This window comes from Saccharopolyspora sp. (assembly GCF_017434145.1).
Taxonomy (GTDB): Bacteria; Actinomycetota; Actinomycetes; order Mycobacteriales; family Pseudonocardiaceae; genus Saccharopolyspora_C; species Saccharopolyspora_C galaxeae.
On sequence record NZ_JAFRFW010000970.1, the window covers coordinates 1 to 11,685 of the forward strand.

An 11,685-nucleotide genomic window follows, 5' to 3' on the forward strand; every position below is an offset into this window, starting at 1 on the left:
CGTGGCGTCCAGCGCGAACCCGCACCGCTGGTCGAGCAGCTCTGCGAGGTCCGCCAGCAGTTCGCTGGGCACCTCGTCGACCTCCCCGCAGCGGTGGCACACCAGGTGCACGTGCTCGTGCTCCTCCGCGGAGTACGTGGGGGCACCGTGCCCGAGGTGCGTGTGCCGCACCAGGCCGATGTCCTCCAGTACGTCCAGCGCCCGGTAAACGGTGGTGATGTTGATCGTCTCGGCGGTGCCCTGCACCCTGCGGCACACCTGCTCCGGCGTGGCGTGCCCGAGTTCGCGCACCGCGTCGAGCACCAGCTGGCGCTGCGGGGTCACCCGCATGCCGTGCCGGTGCAGTGTGGTGCGCAGCGATGCCTTCTCACCCACTGCTGGCTCCTGTGCTCGACGGGTTCGGCTTGCCGGTTCCGATCGTATGCCTCGCGGGTACCGTCCGGGCGGACCTGCCGGAAAGCCGGTGCCGCGTCCGGTGCGACCGTCCTGCGCAGCGGTGACGAGGCCGGTTGCTGCGGCGCCGTGCGGGGCTCCTAGGCTGCCCACCATGCGCGTGTTGGCTCTGCTGGACGGAACGCTGGCCGATCCGGAGGCGCCGCTGATGCGCGCCGACGACCTCTCGGTCACCCGCGGCGACGGTGTTTTCGAGACGATCCTGGTCGTCGACGGCAAGCCCCGTGCGCTCGGCCCGCACTTGGACCGGCTGCGGCGTTCGGCCGACATGCTGGACTTCGACCCGCCGGAACGCGCCGGCTGGGAACGCGCGGCGCAGGCCGTGATCGACGCCTGGCCCTGGCAGGACGAGCGCGAGATGGCGCTGAAACTGGTGTGCAGCCGGGGCGTGGACGGCGACGAGACGCCGCACGGGTTCGCCCTCGGCATGACCGTCGGCCCGGACACGCTGCGCAAACGCGCCGATGGCCTGGCCGCGATCACGCTCGACCGCGGGTACGCGCCGGATCTGAAGGAACGCGCGCCGTGGCTGCTGCTGTCGGCGAAGACGCTGTCCTACGCGGTGAACATGGCCGCGATCCGGGAAGCGCGCCGCCGCGACGCCGACGAGGTGATCTTCACCGCGACCGACGGCACCGTGCTCGAAGGCCCCACCTCGACCGTCGTGCTCGCTCGCGGGCGCACGCTGCGCACTCCGCCGCCGAGCACGGGCATCCTGCCGGGCACGACGCAGGACGCGCTGTTCCGCGCCGCGGAGCAGGCCGGTTGGGAAACGCGGATCGAGCCGTTCGGCCAGGAGGAGCTGCGCAACGCGGACGGCCTGTGGATGGCCTCCAGCGTCCGGCTGATCACGCCGGTGCACACCCTCGACGGCACCTCGATCAACACGGACCCGCAGCTGCACGCCGACCTGACCGCCCTCTACGAGTCCCAGTACTGACCGGCCGCAAAGCCATTCCTCCGGGCGTGAACGGCCGGACCGACGGTCCGTTCACCCCGGGGGCGAGGCGTCCGGATCAGCCGACGATGCGCTCCAGCTTCGCCGACAGCCGCGGCTGGAGCTCGTGCTCGGTGGTGGCGCGTTCCTCGACGTAGGCCAGCGAGCCCTCGACCACGCCGTAGAGCCTGCTCGCGGCGGTGACGTCGTCGCCGGTCGGTGTGCGGATCACCGCGTCGGTCGACAGCTCCCACGTGGTCTTGTTCTTCGGCCGCCCGAAGAACATCTCGGACACGCCGGTGTGGTGCACGATCAGCAGCTCGATCACGTCGTCCGGCTGCGGGCGCCAGAAGCCGACCTCGCGGACGTCGGGACCGACGACCTGCCCGCCCTCGCCGTCGAGCCGCCAAGAACGGCTCTCGTAGAACAGGAACGGACGCCCATCGTGGGCGAAGGTGACCTGCTGGAAGAACCGGTAGGTCTCGTCCTGCGAGGGGTGCGCCGCCTCGCCCTCGCCGCGCCACACACCGACCAGCGGCAGCAGCTGCAGGCAGGCGCTGTGCAGGTCCGGGCCTTCCCGCAGGTTCGCGGTGTCGCCGACCCCGGGGAGGTCGTCGAAGCTCGGCACGTTGCGGTGGCGGGTCTTCTCGGCGCGCTCGGCGGCGGCCTGCACGGCCGCGTCGCCGCTGCCGGGCTCGGGCCGGTCGGGTGTCGCAGTCATCCCCGGCAGATTACCCGCGCCACCAGCGCCGGAGCGGGTGCGGGTCAGTCGCTGTAGAGCCGGTACACCACGTACCCGGCGAACCACAGGACCGCGATCGTGGCGATCCCGAGCAGCGTGACGAGGCCGTAGTGCAGGAAAGGTATGAGTTCCACGCGCCAAAGGATAACCACCGCGAACGCCCGGTGGAGTGTGGCGTCCGGCATGATTTGCGAGGTCGTGCCTACCGCTAGCGCTGGGGAGAACCGGGCCTGATGACCGAGTTCGAGACGGTGCGCGAGCGCGCGCTCGCGTTCCGCACCGACCTGCTCGCGCGCAAGGACGAGATCGCGCCCGAGGACTTCGGTTGGTATCCGTACGACACGATGGCCAACGTCTTCCACCTGGACGCCCTGCTGTCCGGGCCGCAGCGGGAGGTGTTCGACTCGCTGGCCGGCGCGCGGATCGCCGACATCGGCGCGGCCGACGGGGACTTCGGGTTCTTCCTGGAGCACGAGCTGGGCTGCCGGGTGGACGTGCTGGACAACCCGCCGACGAACTTCAACGGGCTGCGCGGCGCCCGGCGGCTCGTCCACGAGCTCTCGTCATCGGTGCAGGTGCACGAGGTCGACCTGGACGCCCGGTTCGAGCTGCCCGCAGCGCGCTACGGCGCGGTGTTCTTCCTCGGGCTGCTCTACCACCTGAAGAACCCGTTCCACGTGCTCGAAGCGCTGGCCGCGCGCGCCGAGCTGTGCTTTCTGTCCACCCGCGTGGCCAGGCAGGCCCCGGACGGCACGCCGTTGCAGGCGCAGCCGGTGGCGTACCTGCTGGATCCGGCGGAGGCGAACGATGACGCCACGAACTTCTGGATCTTCTCCGAGACGGGGCTGCGGCGGTTGTTCACCCGCACCGGCTGGGACGTCGTGGACTTCGTGACCGTCGGCTGCCAGGACGGCTCCGAACCGGCCCGCGCCGACCGCGACGAGCGCGCCTTCGCCCTGCTGCGCTCCCGCGTGATCTGACGCGACGCTCGATCGACCCGGGCCCGGACATGCGAAAGGAGCCGCACCCTGGCGGGTACGGCTCCTTCGGCTACGCCGTCAGGCCACGGCGATGTCCACCGGGTGCACCCCGGGGCCGGAGGCCGCCACATCGGACTGGCCCTTGCCCTCGCGGTGCAGCGCGCGCACCGTCCACGAACCGGGCGCCGCGTAGAACCGGAAGTCGCCCTCCGGCGAGGAGACCACCTCGGCGGTGAACTCCCCGGAGGCGTCCAGCAGCCGCACGAACGCGCCGCCGACCGCGGCCGAGCCCGCGCGCACCTTTCCGGTCACCACCACCTGGTCGGTGTCCTCGGCGACCGCGGTAGAAGTCTGCTGCGGCGCACCGCATCCATCCAGGCTCATGTCACGCTCCCTGTTCGCTCGGGTTCTCGATCGGCACGCCGATCAGCGAGCCGTACTCGGTCCAGGACCCGTCGTAGTTCTTCACGTTCTGGTGGCCCAACAGCTCGCGCAGCACGAACCAGGTGTGCGAGGAACGCTCCCCGATCCGGCAGTAGGCGATGGTGTCCTTGCCGTCGTCCAGGCCGGCCTCGCCGTAGACCTGCTTGAGGTCATCGTCGGACTTGAACGTCCCGTCCTCGTTGGCGGCCTTGCTCCACGGCACGTTGATCGCCTGCGGGATGTGGCCGCCGCGCTGCGCCGACTCCTGCGGCAGGTGCGCCGGGGCGAGCAGCTTGCCCGCGAACTCGTCGGGAGAACGCACGTCCACCAGGTTCTTGGCGCCGATGGCGTCGACGACCTCCTCGCGGTACGCGCGGATCGAGGAGTCCTGCTCCTGGGCGCTGTAGCTGGTGGCCGCGCGGTTCGGCTCGTCCTTGACCAGCTGGCGGCCGTCCAGCTCCCACTTCTTGCGGCCGCCGTCGAGCAGCCGCACATCGGAGTGGCCGTAGAGCTTGAAGTACCAGTAGGCGTAGGCGGCGAACCAGTTGTTGTTTCCGCCGTAGAGGATCACCGTGTCGTCGTTGGCGATGCCCTTCGCCGAGAGCAGCTTCTCGAAGCCCGCCCGGTTGACGAAGTCGCGGCGCACGTGGTCCTGCAGGTCCTTGCGCCAGTCCAGCTTGATGGCCCCGGGGATGTGGCCGCCGTCGTAGGCGGTCGTGTCCTCGTCCACCTCGGCGAACACGACCTTGTCGGTGTTCAGGTTCTGCTCGGCCCACTCGGTGGAGACCAGGACATCTGCACGGCTCATCGAGCGACTCCTTCTCGTTGTCTCGTTGCTGGAAAGCTTTCCGGCGGACGTCGTCCGGCGGTGAAGGTTCAGACGCGGCCGATCGGCGTGAAACGCTGCAGCACCAGGTACATCCGGCAGCCGAGGCAGAAGCCGAACACGGCGTTGAGCAGTGCCGCGACCAGGGCGAACACGTTGGCCGTCACGCCGAGCGCGGTCCACTCAGCGGCGTATCCGACCGTGGCCACCAAGGCGAAGGCGAACCCGACTCCTTGCGAGAACCGCACCGGTGCGGGATCTTCGCGCTCCTGCTCCGGCACCGGTTGCAACCGCGGCGCCACCGCGCTGCGGAACATCGCGCCCCAGGGGTTCAGGCCCATGCCGATGAACGCGCACAGCGCGAACAGCACGGTCTGCGCGGCCAGCACCCGCCAGCTACCGGTGACCAGCCCCACCGCCAGGATCACGCTCGTGATCGCGGCCGTGAAGCGGACCCCTCGCGGGTCGAGCGTGGCGGGCATGGGACTCCTCCGTCGGCGGCTGGCTGGTGAACCAGCGGTTCGCTTGCTGCGACCGCCAGGTCCGGCGGCGGGGACGCGAGCCCTGCGGCTACGTCGTTCCTCGCCCGGTCAGTGCCGCCAACACAGGCTGCTGCCCACGCGGCAAAAATCCACCGCGCGCCTTCGGGTAAGCAGTACGTGCACGGGGCGGAGGATACCCGCACCGACCGATCGGCGGGAAGCGCGTTCACCTGCTGAGATCGAGCGCTGCTGCTGCGTTGGTCCGCATCCGCGCCGAAACGGCAGGTCACGGGAGTCCTGGCGGAGCAGCTCCGGGTCGTGCGGATCGGCTGCCGAGCACGGGCGTGCCGCCGCTCCCAGCATCCGGACGGTCAGCACCCGGACCGCAGCGGTCGCAGCGCTCGCGGCGTTCACGGCAGGTGCGGCCGCAGCGCGGCGGCCAGCTCGTCGCGGCGCGGCACGCCGCCCACCCGGAACAGCTCGCGGCCGTCCGAGTCCAGCGCGAGCGTCGTGGGCGTGCGGTGCACGCCCAGCGGCGTGGACCACTCCGGATGATCGGTGAGGTCCACTTCCACGTGCCGCATCCCTTCGGTGCGCCCGGCCAAGTCGGCCAGCAGGATGCGGGTGTGCCTGCACGGCGCGCAGAACGTCGTGGACAGTTGCAGCAGCGTCACCCCGGAACCGTCGAGGTCCCCGAGCCGCGCGCGCAGGCCGTCGGGCAGCTGATCGAGCACGGTTCCTGCAACGCCCGCACCCGCCGCGGTCTTCCCGGCAGTCCGCACCCGGCCCTCGCGGGCTCGCCACACCAACCCGATGACCAGCGTCACCGCTACCGCGGCCAGCAGCGCCCACCAGCCGATCATCCGGTGCTCACTCCGCCGGGACCGATCGTCACGTTGTCGGCCTTGCCCTCCATCACCAGCGCGCCGCGCTCGACGCGGACCGCGGTCGGGGTCACCTCGAACGGCAGCATCCCGGGATCCAGCGTGGTGGTGAACTGCTGCAGGATCGACTCCTCGAACACGTCGCCCATCGGGATCTCCGACAGCGACCGGTCGGCCAGGTCCAGCTTCTTCGGCTCGATCTTGAGCTGGCCGTTGAGCAGCGACAGCACCGCGATCACCTTGACCCGCACGTTGGTGCCCGCGATGCCGATCGTGCCGTCGAGCGCGACCGCGGCCCGGTTGGAGTCGGTCGCGCCGCCCTGGCCGGTACCACCGCGGCCGTCGCCGGAGCTGCTGCTGCCGCCGTCGCCGGACGACTCGTCCAGCGCGTCCTTCGGCGCCGGGTTGATCGTGAGGTCGGTGATGCCGATGATCCGCCCGACGTCGGAAGCCTTCAGCTTCATCCGGCCCACCAGCTCGTCCACATCGATCTTGTGCACCTTGCCCGCGAGCATGTCGTTCAACGGGAGCCGCGCGTGGTGCAGGTTCGCCTCCACCCCGAGCTCCTTGAGCTGGCCCGCCTGCACGGCCTTCGCAGCGACTTCGACGTCCTTGTAATCGCCCGCGACCGCCTGGGTCAGGAACGGGAAGCCGTGCACCCGCACCGAGGGGTCCTCGGCGAGTTTCAACTGCTTCTTCATCTGCTGCGAGACCTGGTACTCGGCGAAGGACGCCGCGCCGTAGTCGGCGGCCACGAGCAGGCCGAGGACGATGACGAGGGTGATGGCGAGCTTCTTCACCGCGAGCGGTCCGTTCTGTCGGGGGCAGGCGGGTCGGCGGACCAGGCCGCTGTGCTGGTGATCTTGTGCCGGGTCCGGGGCGTGATCGGGCGGTGCTCACCTTCGCACCTCCACCGCCCGGGCCGACAGGTGTGCTCGGCAACATCCGGATCACCGGCCGCGCTGCCGACTCGCACCGCTGTGCAGAACTCGCGGTGCACGGCGCCCGCATCGAGCTCGCGCCGTGCCGCCGCGGGGGCATCGCGCCGCTCGAAACGCGGCGTTCACACGGCTTCCCGCGCGCTTCACATTTGTGACCCGAGCAGCTTCACCTGGGATTTTCGTTCTCGCGTCAGTTATTCTGCTGGGCATCCACAGGCAACGAAGCCGGGTCGTCCGGCCCCTCGCGCGTGCCGAGCGGCCTTCGTGCGCCGGCGCTCTCGGCGCCGGCCTTGGTACGGGAGGCCCATTCATGAGTTCGGAACTTCTGCTGCTGACCGGCGAGCGATGCGGCGATGCCGTGCTGCCCGCGCTGGCGCTGCTGCCGCACCGGGTGCGCCTCCTGCCCGCGGATCCCGGCGCGATGCAGTCCGCGGGCGCGCACGACGCAGTGCTCGTCGACGCCCGCTCCGACCTGGTCGCCGCCCGTGACCTGTGCCGCGTGCTGGCTTCCGGGGACGCGCCGCTGATCGCGGTGGTCAACGAGGGCGGGCTGGTCACGATCAGCGCCGAGTGGGGCGTGGACGAACTGCTGCTGCCCAGCACCGGCCCGGCCGAGGTGGACGCCCGGCTGCGGCTGCTGACCACCCGCCGCGCCGGCGAGAACGCCGCCTCGGACGATTCGCTGTCGGTGGGCGACCTGGTGATCGAGGAGGCCACCTACACCGCCCGGCTCAAGGGGCGCGCGCTGGAGCTGACCTACATGGAGTTCGAGCTGTTGAAGTACCTGGCCCAGCACGCGGGCCGGGTGTTCACCCGAGCACAGCTGTTGCAGGAGGTGTGGGGCTACGACTTCTTCGGCGGCACCCGCACGGTCGACGTGCACGTGCGGCGGCTGCGGGCCAAGCTCGGCGCGGAGTACGACTCGATGATCGGCACCGTGCGCAACGTCGGCTACAAGCTCGTCCGCCCGTCGCGCGGTTCGCAGAAGGCTGGGCAGCGCCCGGCGACGCGGGACGAAACCTCCGCGGTCGCCGAAGCCGAGGCCATCGTCGCTTCTTCGCAGCGCTGAACGGGTTTCCCGGCGCGCGGGGAAAGCGCGCTCGGCGGCTCGGAATGATCTGCGGTGGGTCCGATCGCGGTCGTGCCGCCCGTCGATCCTCCGCGACCGCTGCGCGATCCCGCTCGTGCCAACTCGCGGCGCGAGGTGGGTAACGTCAGGGCCGTGCAGCTTACGTGGCGGAACGGACTGGACCAGGCCGAGGTGGCCGAGGTGATCGACCTGCTCGCGGCGGCTGAGCAGGCGGACGGCGTGGCGCCTGCCGGCGAGCACGTGATCCTGCGGCTGAGAGCGCACCGGGACGTGGTGCACCAGATCGAACCGGTGTAGGCGGACGTGCGCTCGGAGCACTACGTGGTGCGCGACGCGGGCGGCACGCTCACCGGTTACGCGCATCTGGACACCGAGAACGAGGACGCCGGCCTGCTGGTCGCCGAACTGGCGGTGCACCCGGAACACCGGCGGCAAGGCGCCGGGACGCAGCTGGTCGAGGCGCTGCTCGACCGCGCGGACCTGCCGTCCGCCCCCACGGACGGGGCCGACACCGGCAAGTTGCGGATCTGGTCGCACGGCGAGCATCCCGGTGCGCTGGCGCTGGCCGAGCGGTTCGGCTTCGCGCGCCCGCGCGAGTTGTGGCGGATGGGCGTGGAAGTCGGCGGGGCCGAGCTGCCCGCGCCGGAACTGCCCGAGGGCGTCACGATCCGTGCATTCCGCCCCGGCCAGGATGAAGCCGACGTCGTGCGCGTCAATCACCGTGCGTTCCGGTGGCATCCCGAGCAGGGCGAGATGAGCGAGCACGACCTGCGGGAGAAGGAAGGCACCGACTGGTTCGACCCGGACGGTTTCCTGCTCGCAGTGGACGCGCAGGAAAGGCTCCTCGGCTTCCACTGGACCAAGGTGCATCCGGACGGAGCCGGCGAGGTCTACGTCGTCGGCGTGGATCCGGACACGCAGGGTAACGGGCTCGGCCGGTCGCTCACGGTAGCGGGGATGCGCTATTTGCAGGACATCGGGTGCCCGCGGGTAGTGCTCTACGTGGAGGCGGACAACGTCCCGGCGGTCAAGGTTTACCAGCGTCTCGGGTTCGAGAAGTGGGATGTCGACGTGCAGTTCGGGCGCTGAGCGCCGTCCGGTCCGGTAGCGCGATGCCTGCCGGGCTCCGGGAGATCACTCGGAGCAAACGACAGGATCACGGCGAAATGACCTGTCACCCGTTGGTACGTGGCGCTGCTTACTTAGCGTGCCATGTTCACTTCTCGTTCACCTTGTGCACGGTGGCAGTCCACTCCGGCTGCTTAGCGTTCGGATACGAGCGGCAGCGCGCCGCGTCCACGATGTTTCCCTTTGCTGGAGGAACGAAGTGAAGATGAAGCGGCACACTGCTGCGCTCGGCTTCCTCGCGGCGGGCACGCTCGTGCTCACCGCCTGCGGCAGTGACCAGAACATCCCGCAGAACGAGGTCAATCCGGCGCTGGCCGGTTTGAACGTGGAGTGCGGCACCAAGCCGGTCTCGGCCGAGGGCTCGTCTGCGCAGAAGAACGCGATGGACGTCTTCGCGCGCGACTACAGCGTCAAGTGTCCCGGCCAGGAGCTGCGCTACACCAAGTCCGGTTCCGGGAAGGGCGTCTCCGCCTTTAACTCCGGGCAAATCGACTTCGGCGGCTCCGACTCGCCGCTGGACGCAGAGGAGGGCGAGGTCGCCAAGGCCGCCCAGCGCTGCCAGAATAACCCGGCCTGGAACATCCCGATGGTCTTCGGGCCGATCGCGATGTCCTACAACCTGCCCGGCGTTGGCGACCTGACGCTCAACGCCGACGTCGTCGCGAAGATGTACCAGGGCCAGATCAAGAAGTGGATCGATCCGGCGGTCGCGGCGCTCAACCCGGGCAAGCAGCTGCCCGCCATCGACGTCGTGCCGTTCTACCGCTCCGACGAGTCCGGTACCTCGGACAACTTCCAGAAGTACCTCAAGACCGCCACCGGCGGCGCCTGGCAGGGCGAGGGCAAGCAGTTCAAGGCCGGCCCCGGTGTCGGCCAGGGCAAGGAAGGCAGCGACCAGGTCGCGCAGTCGGTGCAGTCCACTCCGGGCGGCATCAGCTACATCGAGTGGTCCTTCCCGAAGAACCTCGGCCTGGGCATCGCCAAGATCGACAGCGGCTCCGGTCCGGTGGACCTCAACACCGGCACCGTCGGCAAGGCCATCGAAGAGGCCAAGATCGAGGGCCAGGGCAACGACCTGCGGGTGGACCTGGAATCGATCTACGGCAACAAGGACGCCGGTGTTTACCCGATCGTGCTGAACACCTACGAGATCGTCTGCTCGAAGGGGTACGACCCGGAGACCGCCAAGGGCGTCAAGGCCGCGCTGACCGTCGCCGCCAACGCGAACCCCGCGGACCTGGAGAAGGCCGGCTACGTGCCGCTGCCTACCAAGTTCAAGGAGAAGGTGACGAACGCGGTCAACGCGATCTCCTGACGCTGAACCTCCGCACGAGCGACGAAGTGAGAGGCTGCGAGCAGCAGTGACCGACTCGACCGACGAACGCTCCGCGGGCACCGGTACAGCCGGTGCCCGCGAGGGCGAGCCGGCAGCCAGTTCCGGACCGGAGGCCCCCATTACCGCTCCCGAAGCACCCGCCGCGGACGCGCCCAGGAGGGTCGTTCGCATCGGCGACCGCGTGTTCCAGTCCCTGGCCACCGGTTCGGGGGTCTTCATCGTCGCGCTGATCGCGGCGGTGGGGATCTTCCTGCTGGTGCGGGCGCTGCCTTCGTTGCAGGCCGACCAGGTGAACTTCCTGTTCAGCCGGGTCTGGGACACCAGCGATCCGCAGAGCCTGAGCTTCGGCATCGCCGACCTCGCCTGGGTCACGGTGGCCAGTTCGCTGGTCGCGCTGGTGCTGGCGATGCCCGTTTCCTGCGGCATCGCCCTGTTCCTGACCCACGACTCGCCGCGCTCGCTGGCGCGCCCGTTCGCCTACATCGTCGATCTGCTGGCCGCGGTGCCGTCGGTGGTCTACGGCCTGTGGGGCATCACGGTGCTGGCGCCGGTGCTCAAGCCGATCGCGATCTGGCTGAACACCAACCTCGGCTGGGTGCCGATCTTCGCGGATGGCAACGCGCCCGCGGACAGCGGTTCGAACATCTTCACCGCGGGGATCGTGCTGGCGGTGATGATCCTGCCGACGATCACCGGCGTCACCCGCGAGGTCTTCCAGCGCACCCCAACCGCGCAGATCGAAGGCGCGCAGGCGCTGGGCGCCACCCGGTGGGAGGTCGTGCGCACCACGGTGTGGCCGTTCGGCCGCAACGGCTTCATCGGCGGCTCGATGCTCGGCCTCGGTCGCGCGCTGGGTGAAACGGTCGCGCTGACGATCATCCTCAGCGGCGTCAACATCGGGCCGAACTACAGCATCTTCGACGCCGGCGCCACGTTCGCCTCGAAGATCGCCCTCGGATCCAACGAGTTCAACAACAACATGCAGGTCGGTGCCTACATCTCGGCCGGGCTTGTGCTGTTCATCCTCACGTTCGTGGTGAACGCGCTCGCGCGGTGGATCGAGAACGCCAGCGGCGAGGGGAAAGCATGAGAACGGACACCGCTGACGTCGAACGGCCCGCCACCGCGCCCGCGTTCCAACACCTCGGGTTCGGGCGGAAGCTGAAGAACAACCTGGCGACGGTGGTGTTCACCGGCGCGTTCGTGATCGCCGTGATCCCGCTGCTGTGGGTCCTGTTCACGCTGGTGCAGAAGGGCGCGGCACCGCTGCTGCGGCCGGACTGGTGGAGCCACTCGTTCAACGGGCTCACCGCGAACGACACCAACGGCGGCATCTACCACGCGCTGGTCGGCACGGTGCTCGAAGGGCTCGTGTGCGCCATCATCGCGGTGCCGCTGGGCGTGCTGGTCGGGATCTACCTGATCGAGTACGGCCAGGACTCGCGGTTCGCGAAGATCACGAC

General features: G+C 69.7%; 12 protein-coding genes and 2 pseudogenes. 7 read left to right on the plus strand and 7 right to left on the minus strand.

What is annotated here, in order from left to right; all coding sequences use genetic code 11:
- Positions 1–375 (minus strand): Fur family transcriptional regulator (locus tag IJH84_RS26230; RefSeq protein ID WP_295150163.1); only part of this gene is annotated, 375 nt, incomplete at its 3' end.
- A 172-nt stretch (positions 376–547) separates the two neighbouring features.
- Between IJH84_RS26230 and IJH84_RS26235 the strand changes: the two genes are divergently transcribed.
- On the plus strand, positions 548–1,393 hold the full coding sequence (locus IJH84_RS26235; protein WP_295150166.1) for an aminodeoxychorismate lyase: 846 nt from the start codon (positions 548–550) through the stop codon (positions 1,391–1,393).
- A gap of 76 nt (positions 1,394–1,469) precedes the next feature.
- On the opposite strand, the gene IJH84_RS26240 is transcribed toward IJH84_RS26235, so the two are convergent.
- The gene (locus tag IJH84_RS26240) at positions 1,470–2,111 is read right to left on the minus strand and encodes an FABP family protein (RefSeq protein WP_200068820.1); all 642 of its coding nucleotides are present in this window, start codon (positions 2,109–2,111) and stop codon (positions 1,470–1,472) included.
- A gap of 254 nt (positions 2,112–2,365) precedes the next feature.
- Here IJH84_RS26240 and IJH84_RS26245 point away from each other — a divergent pair, with 254 nt between their 5' ends.
- Positions 2,366–3,112, plus strand: coding sequence for a methyltransferase domain-containing protein (locus IJH84_RS26245; RefSeq protein WP_295150171.1), 747 nt, complete (start codon positions 2,366–2,368; stop codon positions 3,110–3,112).
- A gap of 78 nt (positions 3,113–3,190) precedes the next feature.
- On the opposite strand, the gene IJH84_RS26250 is transcribed toward IJH84_RS26245, so the two are convergent.
- The 5 genes from IJH84_RS26250 to IJH84_RS26270 all read right to left on the minus strand — a co-directional run bounded on the left by IJH84_RS26250 (position 3,191) and on the right by IJH84_RS26270 (position 6,527).
- The gene (locus IJH84_RS26250) at positions 3,191–3,496 is read right to left on the minus strand and encodes a DUF1416 domain-containing protein (protein WP_200068822.1); all 306 of its coding nucleotides are present in this window, start codon (positions 3,494–3,496) and stop codon (positions 3,191–3,193) included.
- Between the two features lies 1 nt (position 3,497).
- A complete protein-coding gene (locus IJH84_RS26255; protein ID WP_200068823.1) occupies positions 3,498–4,343 on the minus strand; it encodes a sulfurtransferase in 846 nt (281 codons plus the stop codon).
- Positions 4,344–4,411: 68 nt separating this feature from the next.
- Positions 4,412–4,843, minus strand: coding sequence for a DUF4395 domain-containing protein (locus IJH84_RS26260; RefSeq protein ID WP_200068824.1), 432 nt, complete (start codon positions 4,841–4,843; stop codon positions 4,412–4,414).
- Positions 4,844–5,253: 410 nt separating this feature from the next.
- Positions 5,254–5,706 (minus strand): thioredoxin family protein, encoded by a 453-nt coding sequence (locus IJH84_RS26265; protein WP_200068825.1) that lies wholly within the window; start codon positions 5,704–5,706, stop codon positions 5,254–5,256.
- Positions 5,703–6,527 carry a DUF2993 domain-containing protein gene (locus tag IJH84_RS26270; protein ID WP_295150178.1) on the minus strand — a complete coding sequence of 275 codons (825 nt, stop codon included), beginning with the start codon at positions 6,525–6,527 and terminating at the stop codon, positions 5,703–5,705. Before IJH84_RS26270 ends, IJH84_RS26265 begins: the two co-directional genes overlap by 4 nt.
- Before the next feature lie 451 nt (positions 6,528–6,978).
- On the opposite strand from IJH84_RS26270, the gene IJH84_RS26275 reads away from it, so the two are divergent.
- From IJH84_RS26275 to IJH84_RS26295, 5 genes and pseudogenes are all read left to right on the plus strand, one after another.
- The gene (locus tag IJH84_RS26275) at positions 6,979–7,737 is read left to right on the plus strand and encodes a response regulator transcription factor (RefSeq protein WP_295150181.1); all 759 of its coding nucleotides are present in this window, start codon (positions 6,979–6,981) and stop codon (positions 7,735–7,737) included.
- A gap of 204 nt (positions 7,738–7,941) precedes the next feature.
- Positions 7,942–8,847, plus strand: a pseudogene (gene mshD / locus IJH84_RS26280) (mycothiol synthase).
- 238 nt (positions 8,848–9,085) lie between these two features.
- Positions 9,086–10,201, plus strand: a complete 1,116-nt coding sequence (gene pstS / locus IJH84_RS26285) for a phosphate ABC transporter substrate-binding protein PstS (protein ID WP_295150184.1) — start codon at positions 9,086–9,088, stop codon at positions 10,199–10,201.
- Positions 10,202–10,403: 202 nt separating this feature from the next.
- Positions 10,404–11,312, plus strand: coding sequence for a phosphate ABC transporter permease subunit PstC (gene pstC / locus IJH84_RS26290; RefSeq protein ID WP_295150189.1), 909 nt, complete (start codon positions 10,404–10,406; stop codon positions 11,310–11,312).
- Positions 11,309–11,685, plus strand: a pseudogene (locus IJH84_RS26295) (phosphate ABC transporter, permease protein PstA); the annotation flags it as partial. The gene pstC and the pseudogene IJH84_RS26295, both read left to right, overlap by 4 nt.